The sequence below is a fragment of the Microcoleus sp. Pol7_B2 genome, from assembly GCF_036701035.1.
Taxonomy (GTDB): Bacteria; Cyanobacteriota; Cyanobacteriia; order Cyanobacteriales; family Microcoleaceae; genus Microcoleus.
The window spans coordinates 8,823-30,706 of sequence record NZ_JAUBQB010000036.1; the positions used below are offsets into that span (position 1 = coordinate 8,823).

A 21,884-nucleotide genomic window follows, 5' to 3' on the forward strand; every position below is an offset into this window, starting at 1 on the left:
ATAGCGGCGGGACAGGTACTAATAGCGGCGGGACAGGTACTAATAGCGGCGGGACAGGTACTAATAGCGGCGGGACAGGTACTAATAGCGGCGGGACAACAACGGAGCCATTGCCGGTACAGGTTCCGGGTACGAGTCCGAGTCCGAGTCCGACTCCGACTGCGGGCGGGACAACTCCGAGTCCGAGTCCTTCGATTGTCCCGCTTCCAACTGCGGTGCCCCCAACTCCTCCGCCTTTGGGTGGCGGGCCGACTCCGCCGAGTTTTACATCTCCGACTCCTAACCAGCCGCCGCTCGTGGAAGCGGGCAAGACGGTGACTGGTTTGCAGAATTTGCCTCTGTCTCTGAGCATTTCGGCGCCCAGCGACCCGGAGGGCCAGCCACTGTCGATCGCGGTAGTCGGACTTCCCAATCCTACTTTTGGTCAGGTAATTACGGGTACGAACCCCGTCACCGTGAACCAAAAGCTAACCGTTCAGGATTTACTCGGGCTGAAATTTCAACCTGGAACAAACGTGATCGGGCAAGCCGGTTCTTTCAGCTACAGCGTAGCTGACGACCAAGGCGGCACGGCAGCAGCGTCAGTCGCAATTAACATCAATTCTTTTGATACCTCCGTAACTGTTCCAACTCTCCTGCCGCCGATTGCTGTGGATGACGGCATCGTATTTACCAATACGAATAATTTGCTGCCCACTTTCATCGACGTACTGGCGAACGATTCCAGCCCGCAAAAAGGGACGCTTAGCATTATCAATGTCAGCACACCACAACTGGGGGCAGCTGTAAATCTTGTCTCTCAAGTGCAATTCATCCCCGGCAACGTAGCGGGTACAACTGCTTTCACCTACAGCGTCAGCGACGGATTCGGGACAATTCCGGGCGTAGGTACTGTCACCGTTCAAATCTTGCCTGCAGATAGCGGGCCTAACAATTTAGTTGGGGGTTCTTTGCCGGACAATTTGGACGGTTTGGCGGGCAGCGATACTATTGATGGTCAAGGTGGCAACGATACGATTAACGGCGGTGTGGATAACGACGTGCTCGTAGGGGGCCTCGGCGCAGATACCATGACAGGGGGTGGCGGCAACAATCAATTCCGCTATACCAGCCCTGCACAAGGTGGCCCTGCCTTTGATGCGGCTTCTTCGGCGGCGATCGAGGCTGCGATCGCGGCGGGCGGATACGATGTGATTACTGATTTTAGCGGTCTCGGTGTGCCGATCGCCGATCAGTTTAATTTTGCCCCCGGATTTGCGAATCTCAGCGGTAACACCCAAGTTCTGCTGAATGTGCAGACAACGGTTTCTGCAAATATTCTGGGAGGAAGTGCTTTCTTGTTTGCCTACGATTCCGGTGGCAATACTTACATCATTTATGACGGCAATGGCAATAACCTCACCGGCAGCGATTCTCGCATTTTGGCAAAGTTAAATGGTGTAACTGGGGTTTCTTCTCTTTCGGAATTTGATTTGACGTTTATCTAGGAAGATAAGAGGTTTGAAACCGCAGATTAACGCAGATAAACGCCGATTTTGTTGGCAGTTTATCTGCGTTAATTTTTGTTCACCGGCGGTGAAAAATTCAATCTCATTATCTTCAGAAAACAATCCCAACAAAGAGCCAAGCATAGCACCAAACTTTTAGAAAAATTAGAGGTTTGAAACCGCAGATGAACGCAGATAAACGCCGATTTCCTAAACAGTTTATCTGCGTTAATTTGCGTTCATCTGCGGTGAAAAATTAAATCCGATTATCTTCAGAAAAAAGCCCCAACAAAGGGCCGAGAATAGCGCCGAAAACAAAGCCGCCAGCGTGGGCCCAGTAGGCAACTCCCCCGGATTCCATGCCGACACTTGCCGGGGCATTTAAAGAAGCCAAGCCACTCAATGCTTGCTGTGCAAACCAAAATCCTAGAAAGAAGAAAGCGGGGACTCTGACAGTGGTAATAAAAATTCCCAATGGAAGCAGTGTCAGAACTTTGGCTTGGGGATATCTGAGAATGTAAGCTCCCATGACGCCTGCGATCGCACCGCTAGCACCTAGGGACGGAATGGCAGATGCTGAGGAAAAAAACCACTGAGTTAGTGATGCTAAAACGCCGCAAGTAAGGTAAAATATTATAAATTTGACGTGTCCTAAACGGTCTTCTACGTTGTTGCCAAAAATCCACAAAAATAACATATTTCCGGCAATGTGGAGAAAGCCTGCGTGTAGGAATTGGGAGCTAATTAGTGTTGTCCATTCGGGAAATGGCGAAACTGGCAGAGCAACCCGACACATATTGCTTAACTGGCAAGGAATTACGGCCCAAGAGTAGAAGAATTGGGTTAATTGTCGATCGCCCAAACTGAGTTCGTACAAAAATACTAATATGTTTGCGGCAATCAGCCCATAGGTGACGTAGGGAGTGATAGTAATGGGATTGTCATCGCGTAAGGGAACCACAGCCTTTTTTTCCTCATCCAAATATTGGCAACACAGTAGCGCATTTATAGCCTAGGTGTCTCCTGTCTAAAGGAAGAGGGAAGAAGGCAATCGATTTTAGATTTTAGATTTTAGATTTTAGAATTGAAGAAAGCGACTTGACGGATGTATCCGGGGGCTGGTTATCGGATACTAGATTTTTTTTTCTGCACGAATGAACCCGGGGGCTGGTAACGCCCCTGGGTGCCGCAAGCTTCCTTCAAATCCGCCGTATTCCGCTGAAACAAAAATAAAACCCATTTAAGAAAACCCTCCACCTTGCAGTTAGTTGAATATCTGCTTTTTAGTGTTGGGTTTTATTTGACCGCAAAGGCGTATATGGTAGGATTGCAGAGCAAGTTTGTATTTGCGATATTGGTGCGGGGTTTCACCTCTCAACAAAACTACAAACTTATTTATCCCCTTGCTGATTACATTTTTACAGCGGGGCTAGTCGAAGGTTTAGGCGACTTAATTTCCTGGGAAGCTGCACGGGCGCGGTAGAGTTTAGCAACGACTTGCTCGCACTTGGACAAATCCGATTCTATCTCTGTCAAAATGGCAGTTGACACGGGATCTGTGAACTTCACCCGCAGGTTGTTGACATCGACAACACCGGTTTGCAACTCACCTAGAGTGCTCCGCAGCAAAAACGTTTCATCCGTTCCTTGCATCGAAGCTTTTAATTTAGCGTATTTGTCAGCAATTTGGGCAGGAATTGAGGGTTTTTCACCGAAATCGTTGAGGCGTTTTTCGAGAGCGAGGATGTGGTTCTGTTTGTTTTGAATCATTTCTCTCAAGAGCGATCGCAAATCGCTGTCTTGGGTTTTTTCCGCATAATTTTGAAACGCTTCGCAAGCATAGCGTTCCCCTGCGAGGGCGGTATTCAAACCTTTTACGATGTCGCCTTGTGTAGAGCCTCCCCAACCATTAGCTAATTTCCACCATTCTGCATTTGTGTCAGTTTCTTCTGGCAAACCGACTGCTTTCCCGCCGTAACCGAGGCGAGCCAGAATTGCCGTGGTAAATATTGCTAAATCTCCCGGTTGGCGGGAAGTTATCAAGTTGCCGTCAACTACTAAAGCTTCGTTAATGTAGTTAGCTCCGGCATTAATCATGTCTGTTTTAATTGCCAAGAAACCAGTGGCATTTTTGCCTTTCAGCAAGTCGGCTTCAATCAAAACTTGCGGGCCGTGGCAAACAGCAGCGACGATTTTTCCTTGCTCAAATGCTTCTCGTACAAAACGTACTGTATTGGGATTAGTCCGCATCATATCGGGAGCCATACCGCCGGGAATTATCACTGCATCGAATTCTGCGGGTACTGCTTCAGTGGTAGTTCCGTCAGCCTGCTGGGCAACTTTTCCTTGTTTCCCTGCATACTTTTCGTTTGTCCGCGAACCGAGGACAACTACTTCAAATCCTGCTTGTTTTAAGGCGTTGTAAGGAACTAGAAATTCCGAATCTTCTACTCCATTTTCGATGAGTATGGCAACTCGTTTGGTGTTGGTGCCGTTATCTGTTGTCATAATCAACTTTCCTCAGACTATCTTTTTATCTAACGCTAAGTGATTGATGGAGTTTTTAGCGTCTTGCTAAAGTGATAAATGAGTTAGTTTTAAAAGGTGTCAGGGTGGGCCTTGAGAGGTATTTTACTGTAATTGTCTCAATGCACGTAAGAAGCTCCATTAATGTCGATCGTAGTCCCGGTAGCGTGTGCAGCTAAACCCGACGCTAAAAACGCGATAACATTGGCAACATCTTGAGGAGGAGCGATTTTGCCGATCGGGATATCGCGAATAATATCAGCTTCACCGAACTCCTGAATAAACTGATTAGACATTTCTGTACTGACAAATCCCGGTGCAACTGTAAATGCCAAAATATTATCAGCCGCAAACCCTCTAGCAATGCTGCGAGTTAAAGCAACAATAGCACCTTTAGAAGCGGCGTAGTGCAGATAATTCGGGTCATCGCCGCGAAAAGCAGCGCGACTTGCTATATTAATAATTGTGCCGACTCTGCGAGTTTGAAAATGCAGGATAGATTCGCGGCACAAATCGGCAACGGCAACTAAATTTACTTGTAGAGTTTGCTGCCAAGCTGAAGACCAAATATCGAACTCGTCCTCTATACCCGCTGACTGCATAATCCCCGCATTATTAACTAAAATATCAATATGACCGCGCCATTTTAAAGCATCTCGCCACAAAGTCGAGGCCGCGTTTTCCACCCTCAAATCCGCTGCCAATAAATAACAGCGATCGCGCCCAACACTTCCTGCGATCGCTTCAGCTTCTTTCTGACTGCGAAAGTAATGCAAAATCACCTCGGCCCCAGCATTAACCAGAGTCCGCACCGTCACTGCACCAATCCCTTTCGAGCCACCAGTTACTAAAATTACCTTTCCGGTTAAATCAATCATTTCTCTATCTCTTTTCTCTTTCTCTGCACCCTCAGCACCCTCTGCATTTAATAAAAAGAATAAATCTCCTTCACATACGAAATAGAATTGCTATATGATACAGCACATTCCATCCAATGTGTATGCCATTTCCTCAAGCTGATGGATATCTGCAATAGACCTCTCCAAAAACTTCCAAATCCTTTTCCATGTGGATTTCTATTGGAAATATAGCCACTGCTAAAAGCACTATAGCTTTTTTGTCCTTAAACTAGATATAGCTCTTCTCAGGTAGATGAGGTATGACTGACAACTTATATAACGACTAAAGAAGAGGGCTAAAGCCCAACTACGTACCTCATTTACTTGAGAACCGCTATAACTACAGTGGATTCGGCAGCAGAGGTCGAATTAACTCCATAATTCGGTCAGAATTAAAATTATTGATATAATCGGTTAGTGCTTGAGCCAAACTTGCTTTGGATTCTGGAATTTGTCCAATTAATTCATTCATAACTTCGGTATCGAGATAGTAAGCGGCTTGATACATTTGTTCTAACCACTGAGGGGACATCATGGATAGATCTTCTCCAGACACCGTTTCAACTAATTGTTTTTGTGGAGTTTGTTCTACGACTTCGTAGATATATTGCACTGGCAAATATTTAGCGATTTTGTCAAAGATGTCTCTCTGCTGAAATGGCTTGCTTATAAAGTCGTTAAAGCCAGCCATAACAACTTTCTCTCGCTCTTCTTCAAAAATACAGGCAGTTAAAGCAATAATGACAGTTTCTTTGCTCTGAGGGCGTTCTCTAATATATTTACTAGCTGTGTAGCCATCCACGATCGGCATTCGCAAATCCATTAGAATCAGGTGCGGCCGCCAACTCTCCCACAGCGAGAGTGCCTCCACTCCCTGTTTTGCTTCTCTCACCTCAAAACCAACCGAGGTAAGGAACTCGACTAACAAGCGACGATTTTCTTCTAAATCTTCAACAATAAGAATGCGGTAAGTCGGTTGTCCGGGAGCTAAACCAATTACTCTTTGATTATTTGATTCTGGGGGTAAGGAGTCTGCTTGAGGTAACTGTACAGGAATCTCAAACGAAAAAGTGCTACCTCGGTGCAAAGTGCTTTTAACGCGAATTTGACCGCCCATGAGTTTGACGAGTTTTTGACTGATGGCTAAACCAAGCCCACTCCCTTGACTCAAATTATTCCCAGCTTGGGCTTGCACAAATACCTTAAATAGGCTATCCATTTCTGTGGGGGCAATTCCCACGCCTGTATCTTCAACTTCAAAACATAGGTGACAGGATGTTGTGTCTCTTTGTGTTGCTCTTACCCGTAGGGTGACGCTTCCTTTGTTGGTAAACTTAATCGCATTACCGAGCAGATTGACTAAGACTTGGTAGAGTTTTTTATTGTCGCTATGCACAAATCTAGGAATGTCGGGAGCTAGATCGAAAATTAGTTGCAATTCTTTAGATTGGACTTTAACTTGGAACATTTCTTCAATAGAAGCCAGCAAATTTGTCAAACCAAAGTCAGAAAGATTGAGTGTCATCCGTCCGCTCTCTATTTTGGATAAATCTAAAATATCGTTAATCAAGTCCAATAAATGTCTACCGCTACGATTGACAATTTGTAAACGTTCTTGAATAGAAGGAGCCAGATTTCTCTCATAGCTCATCAATTGCGTGAAGCCCAAAATTGAGTTGAGGGGGGTGCGGAGCTCGTGGCTCATATTGGCGAGGAAGACAGTCTTGGCTTGGTTTGCTTCATTTGCCTGATGAAATTCCAACTCAGCTTGTTTGCGATCGCTAATGTCAATTAAATATCCCAAGATTTCTACTGGTGTACCTGAATTATCTCGAATTAGCCTAAGCTGACTGAGCATCCAGCGATAAACCCCATCGGAGCGACGAAAACGGTATTCGTGTAAATAAAAATCATTAACCAACACATTTGGTAAGTCATTAAGTACGGGTTCTACATCATCTGGGTGTAAGTGATTCACCCAAAATTTAGAATCTTCTAAAAACTCGCTGCTTTCGTAGCCCAATATATCTTTGATATTTTCGCTGATGAACGTGGCTCCATAATCGCCAGCAGGTTTACTGCTAGAAATGACCACGGGGCTGTAGTTTAGAAGAAAATTGAGGCGATTTGTGGTAGCTTGCAAGGCTTGCTCAGCAAGTTTTAGCTCTGTTGCGTCCTCCTGAACGGCAACATATACAGTTCCGTATTCAGGATGCTCAAACCTGGATGTATGAACTCTGCACCAAAAGAGAGTTCCATCTTTCTTTCTATTGTGGACTTCATATTTCGCTTCGCCAGTCTGTTCAATTTGAGTGACGATATCTAGAACGGTTACATCTGGTGTAAAATTTGTATCGACATAATTCAAGACACCAAGGGCTTGACCTGCGAGTTCGTCCTCTGTGTAGCCAAACATAGCGTCAAAGGTAGGATTGGTGTAGACTATCATGAGGTTTGAAGCTTTTATTAAACACACTCCTCCTGCCATGTTATTCATGATAACGCTTTGAAGTTCTAGCGTTTTTTGAGCTTCTTTTCGAGCGGTAATGTCTTGGATTTGAGCAATAAAATGCAGTGGATTTCCCTGTCCATCTTGTACTAGCGAGCCATCAAGAAGAATCCAAATTATATGTCCTTGTTTATGGAAATACCGTTTTTCCAGTTGGTAAGTTGAAATTGTTCCTGCTAATAGGTGATGTGCATAACTAAGATCCGCGTCTAAATCGTCAGGATGGGTGATGTCTTGGAAAGTTAACCCTAACAACTCTTCTGAGGAGTAGCCAAGAATCTGACATAAGGCAGGATTGACTTTAATCCAGTGCCCATCAAGTGAAACGATCGCCATCCCGATAGAGGCATCTTCAAACGCATGGCGAAACTGCTCTTCACTGTTTCGTAAAGCCATTTCAATTTGTTTGCGATCGCTAATATCGCGCATAATAACAGTAAATACCGTTTCGTCTCCCATTTCCAGCTTAGAAATAGAGGCTTCAGCCGAAAACTGCGTTCCATCTTGACGACGACCCAAAATCTCGCCTCGTTCTCCCATCCTTCGCGCTCTGGTAGAAGACTGTGCAAATTGTTTGATATGCTGCGGATGTGCATCTCTAAACTGTTCTGGCAGCAGTAAATTCAGTGGCTTCCCTAAAATATCCTCAATTTTATAGCCAAACATCTTTTCGGCCCCTTGATTAAACAGGGTAATGCGTTGAGTGCGATCGACTGAAATAATTGCATCATTGGCGATTTCTAGAATTCCCGCAAAACGAGCCTGCGATTTTTGTAAAGCATCTGTTCGTTCAGCCACAAGAATTTCTAAAGTTTCGTTAAGTTTTTTAATTTGTTTTTCCGCTTTTTGGCGCCTGTAATCTATCTGGTTTAAAGAGCGAGCCGTCCCCAAGATGAGAATTGAGAACGTGACAACCATAACAGTTGAACGCAATGTATAGCCAAAATTAACGTTATACCAGCCTAAATTTTGTCCCTGAAGAGTCAACCAGTTCAGTGTCACTGGAAAGATTGTCCCCCAAGGCAGCAACCACCGAACCATTACTCCGCCCACCAGAGGACTGTTTACTACTTGCATTAATCCTTGTTTGGGGCGGAGCCATAAAATTCCTCCATAGAGGATGAAAAAGGTGGCGATCGTGTTTACGGGTTGAGTCGTCGTAATTGTGGCCAAACGTTCAAGAATATCGACATGGAATAAGTGCGCAAATAAAGCTAGTAAAGAAATTAAAGTTGCAACACTACTAAAAATCTGAGCAAACCAAGTATCGCGTTGGGAATTTTGCCCTAATAGTAACAGTGCTAGTCCCATCAGCACAAAATTTAGGGCGGTATTTAGTCCCATTCTTCCCGGATAAGGAGTCGCTGAAGACACAAAATCTCGGAAAAGCCACTGATCAATACCCAGCTTCCAACCAAAAATATACTGGCTCAGCGTCAGCAGACCCATGATGATTATCAATCCTGCCATCCCTTGAGCGATGCGATTTTGCAGTCGGGTTCTTTGGTACTGCAACAATGTCAAAGACACTCCAGCCAGCAAAAAGCAAATTGCCGTGTTTGCTTTCATGGTCGAAGCCATACCGGGAAAACCGCTTTTGAGTAGCGAGATGTCAAATTGCCAACCCAGTAGCACGAGACACCCGATCGCCATGACGAGTAGACTTGCCATTTGAGAAATCCGCTTGTTCATAAATCGGCTGCTGGGGTTGAAATACTCTTCTTCTGATGTTAGGCGAAGCGAAGAAGGGCAACCACGGGGGGACTGCCCCTAACCGAACTATTCAGATTTTGTAGGGCTGCGCCCCCTTGCCACCCCAATCTATCGGGGATCGCAGGACTTCTTTCTGCGTAAAGTGAGCTTGATAGGCTAATATTTCAACTATACTATTTGTGCATATATTTATAGTCGTCTAGCAAGAAACTAGGGAAATCAGTATGATTATCGATAGAACTAGCGATAGGGTTAGCGATCGAGCTACAAACTACCGAGGCAATATTTTAATTGTTGACGATCTGCCTGATAACCTGCGTCTACTCAGGGATACTTTGAGGGAAGAGGGTTATAAAGTTCGCAGTGCTATAACAGGGTCAATGGCGATCAGAGCCGCCCAATCGCCATCGACAGAGTTAATCTTACTAGACATTAAATTGCCTGATATTGATGGTTATGAAGTTTGCCGACAATTAAAATCTGACGAGAGCACCGCAGACATTCCAATAATTTTTTTGAGTGCGCTAAATGAAACTTTTAATAAGGTGCAAGGGCTGGCTGCTGGAGGGGTAGATTATATTGCTAAGCCATTTCAAGTGGAAGAAGTATTAGCTCGTGTCGAAACCCACTTAACGATCCGAAGGCTGCAACAAAGACTCCAAAAGCAGAATTTACGTCTCTTGATAGAAATTGAAGAACGGCAACGTCTCGAAGAGTCTCTCTTTGCCGAAAAGGAATTGGCTCAAGTGACACTGCAATCCATTGGCGATGCGGTCATTACTACTGATGCCGAAGGTAGGGTGAAATATTTCAATCCTATAGCTGAGCGACTGACAGGCTGGAAAACTCAGGAGGTTCAAGGAGTTCCTTTCTCTACAGTCTTCCTAATTGTTGATCAAGTAACGCGAGAGCCAGTAGAGAATCCTATAAACAAGGCTCTATTAGAGCAGCGAATTGTCACCTTAGCTAACAATACTATTCTGATTGCCGATGATGGAACCGAGTATCCCATTGCTGACTCGGCAGCACCTATTCGAGACCGCCAAGGTAAAATTATCGGGGCAGTAATCGTCTTTCATGATGTTACTGAATCGCGCTATCTCACCCATAAACTCTCTTGGGAAGCCAGTCACGATGCCCTAACGGGGTTAATCAACCGTCGAAGATTTGAGCAGCAGCTAGTTGAGGCGATCGCCTCTGTTAAAGATAGCAATGAGCAGCACGCTCTCTGTTATTTAGATTTAGATCAGTTCAAAGTCGTTAATGATACCGTAGGTCATATTGCTGGCGATGAGCTACTGCGCCAAATCACCGCACTTATTCAACAGGGAGTCCGTGCTCATGATATGCTGGCTCGCTTGGGAGGTGATGAATTTGGTATTTTGCTCACTCAATGTTCGCTCTCTCAAGCAACTCAGATTGCGGAAAACCTCAAAGACCTAGTGCATCAGTTTCGGTTTATTTGGAATGCCCAAACCTTTATCATCGGAGTCAGCATTGGAGTTGTTGCTATTGACAAAACCAGCCAAGATTTGAGGGAGCTTCTGGGAGCGGCTGATGCAGCTTGTTATGCCGCCAAAGCCAGAGGCCGCAACTGTGTTCATATTTATAGTCTAGATGATAGCGAACTAATTAAACAACGTGGTGAGAGGCAGTTGATTTCCAAAATCAGCCGAGCGCTGGAAACCAATCGTTTCTGTCTCTACTACCAAAAGATTGTCTCTATTACCTCTAAACCATTAGTAGAGCATTATGAGATTTTGCTCAGAATGCTGGACGAAAATGGAAAAATAGTATCTCCCAATGAGTTTATTCCCGCCGCCGAGCGTTACGGCTTGATAACTGAGATCGATTGTTGGGTCATCGAAACTTTCTTCTCTAATTATCACAAATTGCCGGAAAAAGATGTTCTTAGCAAAGGCTTGTATACGATAAATCTTTCTGGGGCTAGCATTAGTAACAATCAGTTCCTGAGATTTTTAATCGCACAATTTTCTCGCTACCAAGTACCCCCAAAAAGCATTGGTTTTGAAATCACCGAAACCGCAGCGATCGCAAACTTTGAGCAAGCCAGATATTTCATGAGCGAACTCAAAAAGATTGGCTGTTGCTTTGCTTTAGATGATTTTGGCAGTGGGTTGAGTTCCTTTGCGTATCTGATAAATTTACCAGTTGATTATCTAAAAATTGATGGTGCTTTTGTCAAGAATATTAGTCATAATTTGATTTCTCAAGCGCTGGTGGAAGGCTTTAATCGTATTGCCCATGCGATGAATCTTGAAACTATAGCTGAGTTTGTCGAAGACGAGACTATCTTAGAAAAATTGCGGGAGATTGGAGTAGATTACGCTCAGGGTTATGGGATAGCCCGCCCCGTCCCTATTAATTTTAATCGCTAGCGATCGCACTGGGCCAGCGAACCCATTGCCTCACACCTGCCCCTTGTCTGGAGGCCTCCAAGAGTCGATCGCCCGCTGCTACCAGGCTAGCTCAATTTGCTGTGTCACATTTAGATCGAATGTGCTGTAATTGTAAAGGATTGAATGTTCTATTGGAAATAAACCGGAAAATTTGCCATGAAAGCAGTTGCGTTCGATCGCTACGGTTCAGCCGAGGAATTGCAGTACCGAGAGTTGGAAAAGCCGATCGCCAAATCCAACGAATTGTTAGTACGAGTTCGCGCTAGCAGCGTCAATCCCGTAGACTGGAAAATCCGGAAAGGACACCTGCAACTATTAACAGGATTTAACTTTCCTCGAATCGTCGGTTCTGACATATCGGGAGTTGTGGTGGAAGTCGGCCGGGAAGTCACTAAATTTCAACCCGGAGACGAAGTTTATACTTTCTTAAATCCCATCAGTGGGGGTGCTTGTGCCGAATACGCGGCAGTGCCAGAATCGGATGCGGCAATTAAACCGAAAAACATCACTCATGCAGAAGCAGCAGCAGTACCGATAGCAGGTTTAACTGCTTTGCAATCGCTCAGGGATTTGGGTCAAATTCAAGCAGGAAATAAAGTATTGATTAACGGCGCTTCCGGCGGGGTCGGCACTTTTTCCGTGCAAGTTGCGAAAGCAATGAATGCGGAAGTAACGGGAGTTTGCAGTGCTAAAAATAGAGAATTGGTCAAGAGTTTGGGAGCCGATTTTGTCCTGGATTACGAAGAAATTGACTTTACTCAACAAACCGATAAATATGATATAATTTTAGATGCTGTCGGGACAAGAACATTTGCTGAATGCGAAAAAGTGCTGCAACCAGAGGGAATTTATATATCGACTTTGCCAAGTTTCGAGAACCTCGCACCGATGTTAACGAGCTGGTTTATATCGGGTAAAAAAGCTAAATTCATTCTAGCCAATGCCAATCCCAGCGATTTAGAGGCTTTGCGGGAGTTAATAGAATCCGATAAAGTTGAGCCGATTGTCGATCGCACTTACAGCTTAGCAGAAGTAGCAGCAGCCCACGCTTACAGCGAAACGGGCCGCGCGATCGGCAAAATTGCGATCGTGATTGAATAATGAAGGCACGACACGGGTTTTGACACCGCTACAGGGATTAATTATCGATCGTTCCTTCTGCTGCTGAAGTCAGAATAAAGAATGAAGAAGGAAGTCGGAGCCAATATGAAATAACTATTCTCAATTTTCAATTTCCAATTAATTACCAATTTCCAATTACCCATTACCAATTACCCATTCCCTATGACTGCGCCCTCAAACTTGGAGACATCCGAACAAGGTTCCGACAACAATCTCGAAGCAATTAGCTCCGAAAACAGCATTGCACCAATCGCAGGCGGTGCGATGGGTTCCCGCAACTTAGAAAACGAATTTCTCGACGAACTTCCCGACGAAGTTGAGATGTCTTTGTTCGAGCATTTAGAAGAATTGCGTCTGCGAATTTTCTACTCGCTAATTGCAGTAGTAATCGCTGTAATCGGTTGTTTTCTCACAGTTAAGCCCATCGTGCAACTGCTAGAAGTACCGGCGGGACCCGTCAAGTTTCTGCAACTAGCTCCCGGCGAGTATTTCTTTGTTTCTATCGAAGTAGCCGGATACAGCGGTTTGCTCCTTGCCACTCCGTTTATTTTTTACCAGATAGCGCTGTTTGTTCTCCCCGGCTTGACTCGCAAAGAACGCAGGTTGCTCGGACCGGTGTTTTTCGGTTCGAGTTTCCTATTTTTGGGCGGTTTAGTATTTGCTTACATGGCTCTGATTCCGGCGGCGCTCAACTTCTTTGTTAGCTATGGGGCGGATGTGGTAGAGCAGTTGTGGTCGATCGACAAATACTTTAAATTTGTGCTGCTGTTAATGTTCAGCACTGGCTTAGCTTTTCAAATCCCGATCGTCCAAGTATTGCTCGGTGTTTTGGGCATAGTTTCTTCCAACCAAATGCTCTCCGGCTGGCGGTATGTAGTCTTGGGAGCGGCAGTTTTGGGAGCGGTGTTAACGCCTTCTACTGACCCTTTAACGCAAAGTCTTTTAGGAGGTGCGGTACTGAGCTTGTATTTTGGCGGGGTTGGTTTGGTGAAGCTTTTAGGACGATGAGAATTAAGAATAGCAGACAATGTAAAAGTTACCGAACATCTGAATTTTAAATTTGTCTGCTATTTTTAGCCGAGATTGGGATTGTTGTCAACTTATCTTAAAAACATTGCTTTAGCTATTTTGAGGGCGAATTCCCTATTTACTTAAGTAAGCTGATAAATATTGTGTAAAGCTAAGCTTCTCAGCTATTTGAGTAAGTTGATTGTTTTATATGATAATCTTTGCTGATTTAGTATCTGTTGGATAAGTATTTAAAATAAAATATAAAATTCACATTAGCAAAGTTTAGTGTTAGGTGTCTGGGGTCAAGGTTTTGAGGCTTAATTCACACTATTCTTTAGGCGATCGGGCTGGCAATCATAAGTTATTTTAATAATTTAATTTTTAAGGTTTACATGAAGATTTGACACGAGCTGATCCTTAGTATTCGATTTAGAGATAACATACCCACACAGTGAAATTACTGAACAAGAATGTAATACTTCAGCAAGAGAGTTAACCGGGCTCACTGAAGTCTAGCTATATCTTTTGAGTTTCCTGGCTGCCTAAGATAGGAGACTTGTTGGTTTTTTGGGTGGATTTCTTAGTAAGTTCATTTGAAAAATCCACACTGTAGATTTTTACCTTTTTGACGGTTTCAGTTTCTTAATCTAAATCGGAAATTAAATATATGGCACCAACAACTGGCACTACTGGTCCTGACTACTTATCCAGCCCTTATCCTTGGACTTTTAGCAACGACTTTCTTTGTGGTCTGGCTGGCAATGACACTCTCGATGGTTATCTTGGCAGTGATAGTCTCGATGGTGGAAGTGAAGATGACCTACTCTATGGTGGAAGGGAAGATTATCCGACCGATTTTAATACTCTGCTTGGTGGACTTGGCAATGACAGTCTCTATGGAGGCCGAGCTTATGACTGGCTCGACGGCGGAGCAGGCAATGATTATGTGCTTGGTGACTACACTGGCGATTCAAATGATCCAAGTGGTAACGATGACACGCTCTACGGTGGAGAAGGAAATGACTTTCTTAGCGGTATCCGTGGTAGTGACATTCTATATGGCGGAGTTGGCAACGATCAACTCGAAGGCGGCTTCGAGAACGATTTGCTCAATGGCGACGATGGCGATGACACTCTGTCTGATGGCAGTGGTATCTTAGGTTATCGTGATAACCCAGCAAACAACGGCAACGACACTCTCAACGGCGGCAGGGGTAATGACTATCTCGATGGCGGGGTTGGCAATGACTTGCTCAATGGAGGGGATGGCATCGACACAGTATCGTACATAGGTGCGAGAAGTGGTATCAATCTACAGTTGGCGCCTATTGGCGACGGGTCTGGGTTAGGTCGCGCTCTCGATGGATTCGGCGGTATAGCATTCACGGGGATGTCCACGATCGTAATAGAGAACGGTGTAGACTCACTATCTGGCCTTGAAGTCGTTATCGGTTCTAACTTCGACGACACCTTAGTTGGCGGGATCGGCAATGAAACGCTCTTGGGCGGGCGCGGTAATGACTCTTTGTCGGGTCGTGCTGGCAATGACTTGCTCAATGGAGAAGATGGCATCGACACAGTATCGTACAGCGATGCAGGAATTGGCGTCTATCTCCAGTTGGGGGCTGTCGGTGACCAGTCTGGGTTAGGTCGGGCTTCCGACGGGTTCGGTGGCGTAGACTCGCTCTCCGGCCTCGAAGTAGCGATCGGTTCTAGGTTTAACGATACTCTGCTTGGCGGATACGGCAGCGAAACGTTGATTGGCGGGGGGGGCGACGACTTGTTGTTTGGCTTGAGCGGTGATGACTATCTGGTTGGTGGCAGGGGCGCTGACAAGTTTAGGCTTTGGAGGAGTTCGGGAATAGATACTATTGCTGACTTCAAACAAGGTGAAGATAAACTTTTGGTACGTTCTACCGCTCCGTCTCCCGCTCCGTCTCCCGCTCCGTCTGAACAAATTCCGTTTAAAGACATAACTTCTAAGTCTGTGAGTAATGGTTTAGATATCGATACCGGGATTTTTCAGAATGGCCAAATCATCGGAATTCTGAAGGGAGTTCACACAATCACCGCCAGTGATTTGATTACTGGCTGATTGTATTATCTGCGTTGATCGGCGCTTATCTGCGGTTAAGAATTCCAAGTTATTCTGCCTGCTGCTTCAGCAAAATATACCGCAGATAAACACAGCACAAAAATATATCGACTCGCAGCAAAAAAATATAGAGACGCGATCGCCCGCGCCTCTATAATTACTAAAAGTTAAAATTCCACACCAAAGTTTTGTCAAAACTTTGACTACATTCGGAACTGTTCGACTTCTGGAGTGTAACCGATCGGCAAAACGTAATCCAGATTCTCGTGAGGACGAGCAATTATGTGATACGATAGCAACTTTCCGCCATCGACCTTTTTAACTGATTCAATTCCAGCAGCAACGGCTGCTTGCACTTCAGAAACATCTCCTCGCACTATAATTGTCCAGTAGGCGCGGGTTATTTTCTCATAGCGAACTAAAGTAACACGGGCTGCTTTCACCATTGAGTCCGCAACTTCTACTGCAGCGGGAAATCCTAAGACTTCAACCATTCCCAGTGCAACACCCATTACAACATTCTCCTAAATTTCACAAGATATCTGACCTTCATTGTATGTGAAATTGTTGACAGAAATTGGTTCTGATGATTTTGGTAAGCTAGAAGTCCGATCGCCCAAAATTAAAAAAGCCCCTAAAAAGCCCCAGAAACTGTTGCGGCATTTAAATCCCACAGTTGGGGGCGCGCAGCAAAGCCCGCCACACAAGACTTTGAATCAAAACAACTGTGCAAATTAGATGCGCCACAGCTTAGTTTCTCACCAGCAGCAAGTCGTATGACAAGCTCGCCGATCGATTTTCGGGACTTTGGGCTCAACTAATCCAGCCGCGGCGCGACACAAAACTTTAGGGAACTCCCCTAGATCCCGGCTGTGGAGTCAATCTAAAATCTAAAATCTAAAATCTAAAATCGACTGAGTGATTCAAAACTCGTCTAGCAACCACTCCGAGGCTCTTTCACCCAAATCTAGGGGAACGCTGACAGCTTTACCTAAGCGCGGGCGATCGCGAGTAGTTACGATATATTCTCTCACCTGTTCTGTGCTCCCCCAGCCGTTGAGGTAATTGGCCACCGCATCCAAATGCTCGAAATAATCAGCCTCCGTCATCGGAAAAGATGCCTGTTCTAGATATTTCCACATAACTTGCACAAAAATCTTGCCCCGCGTTCGCCGCAATCTGATATCGTAAGACTTTCCCCATTTTTCTAGCAGTAGCTGGTGTAAATCCTGGCCCGTCATGGTTGCTCCTGAGTTAATCCATTAAACAATAAAAGACAAAGTTCAAAAAATGTAATAATACTCTAATAAAGGCTGGAAGGCGCATTCTTAAAAGGAATTTTCGCGGCCTAAAATTTGTGCGAGCAGATTAACGGCAATTATCCTCCTTCCTCTGCACGTACAGGTTCGCTAACAGCTAACAAACAAACGTAACTTAAAACCGTAAAGGCAGGTCATGGCTCAATCTTCTGCTGGAAATCCCGATGTCCCCGATATGGGGCGTCGCCAATTTATGAATTTGCTGACGTTCGGTACAGTCACAGGTGTGGCACTGGGCGCACTCTATCCCGTTGTCCAATATTTTGTTCCTCCGTCGAGTGGGGCAGTTGGGGGCGGAGTGACAGCTAAAGATGCTTTGGGTAACGACATCATCGTTAGCGAATATTTGGCTTCGCACCCTGCAGGCGATCGCAGCTTAGCCCAAGGTCTCAAAGGCGACCCCACCTATGTTGTGGTGAAAGAAGACTTATCTATCGCCGACTACGGCATCAATGCAGTCTGCACTCACTTGGGTTGCGTCGTGCCTTGGAATGTTAGCGAAAACAAGTTTATCTGTCCTTGCCACGGTTCTCAATACAACAATGAGGGCAAAGTGGTGCGCGGCCCCGCGCCTTTGTCTCTGGCCCTGGCCCACGCCACTGTCGCAGATGACAAGATCGCTTTTACAACTTGGACAGAAACTGATTTCCGCACCGGCGAAGCACCTTGGTGGTCTTAAACTATTTTGGATTTTAGATTTGAGATTTTAGATAGGGGGTGAATGGTGAAAACCACAGATAAGTGCATCCCTAAACCAGTCTAATAATCCAAAATCCAAAATCCAAAATCCAAAATCCAAAATCCAAAATCCAAAATTGTCTGACCTTTGAGATTGAATACTCTAATGCCACAAACTAATTTATCTGCGATATTTCGCCGCAGTGCCAGGACGATCGCGAAAACAGCCTTAATTGCGATCGCAGCTGCAGGATTTTTCCTCACCAGCGATATCGCACTTCCCCAAGCAGCATTTGCTTACCCTTTCTGGGCTCAGCAAACAGCACCCGCTACTCCCCGCGAAGCAACAGGCCGGATTGTTTGCGCTAACTGTCACCTCGGTGCAAAACCGACTGAAGTTGAAGTACCGCAATCTGTTTTGCCAGATACGGTGTTTGAAGCTATTGTCAAAGTTCCCTACGATACTAACGTTCAACAAGTTGGCGGCGACGGCAGCAAAACCGGCTTGAATGTAGGCGCTGTAGTGATGTTGCCCGAGGGTTTCAAAATTGCTCCCGCTGACAGAATTCCCGAAGAAATGAAGGAAAAAGTCGGCGATCTTTACTTCCAACCTTACAGCGAAACCCAAGAAAATATTGTTTTAGTGGGCCCACTGCCGGGAGAACAATACAAAGAATTGGTATTCCCCGTTTTGTCGCCGAATCCGGAAACAGACAAGTCGGTTCACTACGGCAAATACCAAATTTATGTCGGAGGCAACCGCGGCCGCGGTCAGGTTTATCCTACTGGCGAAAAGAGCAATAATAGTGTTTATAATGCTTCGGTAGCTGGCACCATTTCTAAGATTGCTCAACCTGAAGATGGCGGTTATCAAGTGACAATTCAACCTGCCGAAGGTGCAGCGGTTGTTGATACGATTCCTGCAGGCCCAGAACTGATTGTTTCCGAAGGACAAACAGTTGCAGCAGGCGAACTTTTGACGAACAATCCTAATGTGGGCGGGTTCGGTCAAAAAGACGTGGAGATTGTGCTGCAAAGTGCAGGTCGAGTTAAAGGATTGATGGCTTTCGTGGCTATAACCATGCTGGCTCAAATCATGCTGGTTCTCAAGAAGAAACAGGTCGAAAAAGTTCAAGCTGCTGAAATGAATTTCTAAACGCGGCTGTAATTAGTTGGGTAAGGTGTTCTGTACACACCCAACTATTAGGTAAGTAGGGCGGGTATTCCCCGCCTTATTGTTTGATAAATAACAAGTAAAATAATGTTAATTGATGAGAAGATAGTTGAAGTAGGCCCGCTGCAATGGTTTTATCGGGAAACAAATCCGGTTAACGAAACTGGTAAACCGCCCGTACTGCTGCTGCACGGTTTGCCGTCCCAGAGTTTTACCTGGACTGTAATGATGCCGGATTTGGCGGCCCAGGGATTTAGATCGATCGCCCCCGATTGGGTGGGTTACGGGCGATCGGCAAAACCAGACAAGCGCGACTTTGCCTACACTCCCGATGCTTTTGTTGACGCCCTCGCTGGCTTTATTCAAGCTATAGAATTAGAGCGCTTTTCCCTCGTTGTCCAAGGATTTTTAGCTTCAGCCGGCATTCAATACGCTTTACGCAATCCCGATAAAATTGAGCGTTTAACCATCATAAATACACCAGTTTCACCAGATATCAAATTGCCTTGGAAAATGCAGCAGTTGGGGCTGCCTTTTATTGGCGACATGATGACGCAAGACCCGCTTTTGGTTGACAGAACTCTCGAAGGCGGCAGCCGGCAGACAATATCAGACAAGGATTTAGATGTTTACCGCCGCCCGTTTTTGAAGAGTTCGGATGCAGGTCGATCCCTGATGAATACTGTCCGCAATATTCAATTGCCCCAGTCAATGGCCGAAATTGAATCCGGCTTGAAAGCATGGACTCGACCAACTTTATTTGTGTGGGGTTTGACAGATCCTTGGCTGAGTGTTGAACCTGCTAAAAAGCTAGTCGGTTCCCTGCAAAATGCAGAGTTAGTCACACTGGAACAAGCGGGGCATTATCCTCAAGAACATTGGTCAGAAAAAGTTGGCGATGCTGTGATAACTTTTCTGCGCCGCCAGGAGGTAAAATAATATTTTGTACATAACTCTCGGTGCTAGGTCAGTGAACCAGCTCCTCGCCGAGCTGCATTTCCAGGCAGAGCCTGAGAACGAGAAATCTAAAATCTAAAATCTAAAATCGATATGACTCGTCCCCGTTCAATTTTTGCCTTGATGATGGCGTTTTTGATGGCATTTCTGGTTAGTTGCAGCAGTGTCGAAGCAAAAGTTCCAACGACTTACACAGCAGCCCAGACCCAGCAAATTCAGCGCTATGTTCCTACTCTGACAGAGTTCCGCTCGCGCATGGATAAACTGGGCACCCTAATTCAAAAACGGAATTGGGTTGATACCAGAACTTACATTCACGGGCCTCTAGGCGACTTGCGGAACACCATGAAAACCGTCTCTGCGAGTTTGTTGCCTAGTGCTCAACAACAAGCTGTTGATTTAACTAAGAGTTTGTTTACCGATTTGGTTAACATTGATCTTGCTGCTAAAGAGCTTGACTATGCAAAAGTCACCGCTAGCTATCAAAAAGCTGTCAATGATTTCGATACCTTCTTGCAGCTAATTCCTAAAGCTTCATAGCTTTTGGGCTTGGCTCCGTGCGTACTGCGCACCGAGAAGATTATTAGTGTCAACTTAAGCTTTTAGTCCGCCAGTCCTCCCGCTTACCCGGCAGTCCGCCAGGGAATGAATTCCCTGTCTCATAGTTAAAGTCCTCTCAAAGAGGACTGAAGAACTCATTAGTCCTCATAGCTAGGACTTTCGCTTTGAGGCTCTTGTTTCAACCCCTGTCGGACTATGGGTTATACCTTAAGTTTACACCAATGCCAGAAGATAATCTGCTTCGTATGCACCCTACGAAAAACTACGAGAAACTTCTATAAAGTATAAACTCTAAAATATAAAATCTAAAATCTAAAATTGAATGGTCCGCGTTGCAATTATTGGTTGCGGTATTGTTGGGGCTTCGATCGCCTTTGAACTAAGTCAATTGCCCCAACTGAAAGTTACTGTGTTCGACAAACAGCCGCCGGCACAAGGTTCTACTGGCGCTGCACTCGGTGTTTTGATGGGAGTTATCAGCCACAAAACTAAGGGTAGAAATTGGCAGTTGAGGGAAACCAGCCTTCAGCGCTACGAAACTTTGATTCCTGAATTGGAAGCAGTTACGGGGCGAAAAATTCCTTTTAACAAAGAAGGAATTTTAATGCTTTGTTCGGAGGGAGAGGATTTAAGTAAGTGGGAAAAATTGATAGCAACTCGCCGTTCTCAAGGTTGGCAATTGGAACTTTGGGATGTGGAACGAGTGCGCGATCGCTGCCCTCATCTCTATTTAAATGATAAGATTATTGCTGCGATTTATTCGCCTCAAGACCGGCAAGTCGATCCGACGGCGCTAACTTTGGCTTTGGTTGATGCTGCTGAACGAAATGGGGTGATTTTTGAGTTTGGCGTGCGCGTTGAAGCAGCGGAGATTGCTGCTAGTTTAAAGTTCGATCGACTAATTGTGTCTGCTGGTTTGGGTTCTGCTGCTGTGACTGCATCGTTAAATCAGTTGGTTGACATTCGCCCGGTGTTGGGACAAGCGCTGCATTTGCGATCGGCAAAGCCTTTAGGAAACCCTGATTTTAGGCCGGTAATTACTTGCGATGACGTTCACATTGTGCCTTTGGGCGATCGGGAATTTTGGGTGGGGGCGACGGTGGAGTTTTCCGAAAATGACGGGGAAATTCAGGCGAATGCTGATATGTTGGGGCAAGTGATGGCGAGGGCGAGATCACTTTGTCCCGCCTTAGCAGAAGCTGAAATAATCAGGAAATGGTCAGGATTGCGCCCGCGGCCGGAAGGGCGGCCGGCCCCAATTATCGAGACGCTTCCCGGTAACGATCGCGTTTTGATCGCCAGCGGCCACTATCGCAACGGTGTTCTGCTGGCCCCTGCAACCGCGCGATCGATTCGAGAAATGATTTTGCAATAATTAACAAATGTTAATACAATCAAGATAGCAATTCATAT

16 protein-coding genes are annotated in these 21,884 nt (G+C 45.4%); 10 read left to right on the top strand and 6 right to left on the bottom strand.

Annotated features, from left to right (window positions below; all coding sequences use genetic code 11):
- Nucleotides 1–1,487, top strand: a 1,487-nt coding sequence (locus QUA57_RS15135; protein WP_445304480.1) for a calcium-binding protein, incomplete at its 5' end; no start/stop codon positions are given.
- Between the two features lie 256 nt (nt 1,488–1,743).
- Here the strand turns inward: QUA57_RS15135 and QUA57_RS15140 are convergent.
- From QUA57_RS15140 to QUA57_RS15155, 4 genes are all read right to left on the bottom strand, one after another.
- Nucleotides 1,744–2,448, bottom strand: a complete 705-nt coding sequence (locus QUA57_RS15140; RefSeq protein ID WP_333062071.1) for a rhomboid family intramembrane serine protease — start codon at nt 2,446–2,448, stop codon at nt 1,744–1,746.
- A 449-nt stretch (nt 2,449–2,897) separates the two neighbouring features.
- Entirely contained in the window at nt 2,898–3,995 is a 1,098-nt protein-coding gene (locus tag QUA57_RS15145; protein WP_333062069.1) for a DJ-1/PfpI/YhbO family deglycase/protease, read from the bottom strand.
- Between the two features lie 137 nt (nt 3,996–4,132).
- The gene (locus tag QUA57_RS15150) at nt 4,133–4,891 is read right to left on the bottom strand and encodes an SDR family oxidoreductase (RefSeq protein ID WP_333062067.1); all 759 of its coding nucleotides are present in this window, start codon (nt 4,889–4,891) and stop codon (nt 4,133–4,135) included.
- 361 nt (nt 4,892–5,252) lie between these two features.
- Nucleotides 5,253–9,113, bottom strand: a complete 3,861-nt coding sequence (locus QUA57_RS15155) for a PAS domain S-box protein (protein ID WP_333062065.1) — start codon at nt 9,111–9,113, stop codon at nt 5,253–5,255.
- A 245-nt stretch (nt 9,114–9,358) separates the two neighbouring features.
- Between QUA57_RS15155 and QUA57_RS15160 the strand changes: the two genes are divergently transcribed.
- The 4 genes from QUA57_RS15160 (at nt 9,359) to QUA57_RS15175 (ending at nt 15,782) form a co-directional block, all read left to right on the top strand.
- A complete protein-coding gene (locus QUA57_RS15160; protein ID WP_333062063.1) occupies nt 9,359–11,533 on the top strand; it encodes an EAL domain-containing protein in 2,175 nt (724 codons plus the stop codon).
- Between the two features lie 177 nt (nt 11,534–11,710).
- Entirely contained in the window at nt 11,711–12,655 is a 945-nt protein-coding gene (locus tag QUA57_RS15165; RefSeq protein ID WP_333062062.1) for an NAD(P)-dependent alcohol dehydrogenase, read from the top strand.
- Between the two features lie 183 nt (nt 12,656–12,838).
- Entirely contained in the window at nt 12,839–13,684 is an 846-nt protein-coding gene (tatC, locus tag QUA57_RS15170; RefSeq protein ID WP_333062060.1) for a twin-arginine translocase subunit TatC, read from the top strand.
- A 670-nt stretch (nt 13,685–14,354) separates the two neighbouring features.
- The gene (locus QUA57_RS15175; RefSeq protein ID WP_333062059.1) at nt 14,355–15,782 is read left to right on the top strand and encodes a calcium-binding protein; all 1,428 of its coding nucleotides are present in this window, start codon (nt 14,355–14,357) and stop codon (nt 15,780–15,782) included.
- A gap of 203 nt (nt 15,783–15,985) precedes the next feature.
- On the opposite strand, the gene QUA57_RS15180 is transcribed toward QUA57_RS15175, so the two are convergent.
- Nucleotides 15,986–16,294, bottom strand: a complete 309-nt coding sequence (locus tag QUA57_RS15180) for a carbon dioxide-concentrating mechanism protein CcmK (RefSeq protein ID WP_006631236.1) — start codon at nt 16,292–16,294, stop codon at nt 15,986–15,988.
- 411 nt (nt 16,295–16,705) lie between these two features.
- Entirely contained in the window at nt 16,706–17,023 is a 318-nt protein-coding gene (locus QUA57_RS15185; protein WP_333036983.1) for a DUF3067 family protein, read from the bottom strand.
- Between the two features lie 214 nt (nt 17,024–17,237).
- Between QUA57_RS15185 and petC the strand changes: the two genes are divergently transcribed.
- From petC to QUA57_RS15210, 5 genes are all read left to right on the top strand, one after another.
- Complete coding sequence (gene petC / locus QUA57_RS15190) at nt 17,238–17,780, top strand: cytochrome b6-f complex iron-sulfur subunit (RefSeq protein ID WP_333062057.1); 543 nt, start codon at nt 17,238–17,240, stop codon at nt 17,778–17,780.
- Between the two features lie 165 nt (nt 17,781–17,945).
- A complete protein-coding gene (gene petA, locus QUA57_RS15195) occupies nt 17,946–18,935 on the top strand; it encodes a cytochrome f (protein ID WP_333062056.1) in 990 nt (329 codons plus the stop codon).
- Between the two features lie 105 nt (nt 18,936–19,040).
- Nucleotides 19,041–19,892 (top strand): alpha/beta fold hydrolase, encoded by an 852-nt coding sequence (locus QUA57_RS15200; protein ID WP_333062054.1) that lies wholly within the window; start codon nt 19,041–19,043, stop codon nt 19,890–19,892.
- Between the two features lie 111 nt (nt 19,893–20,003).
- Nucleotides 20,004–20,450, top strand: coding sequence for a photosystem II protein PsbQ (psbQ, locus tag QUA57_RS15205; protein ID WP_333036986.1), 447 nt, complete (start codon nt 20,004–20,006; stop codon nt 20,448–20,450).
- A gap of 343 nt (nt 20,451–20,793) precedes the next feature.
- A complete protein-coding gene (locus QUA57_RS15210; protein ID WP_333062051.1) occupies nt 20,794–21,846 on the top strand; it encodes an FAD-dependent oxidoreductase in 1,053 nt (350 codons plus the stop codon).
- The last annotated feature ends 38 nt before the right edge of the window (nt 21,847–21,884 follow it).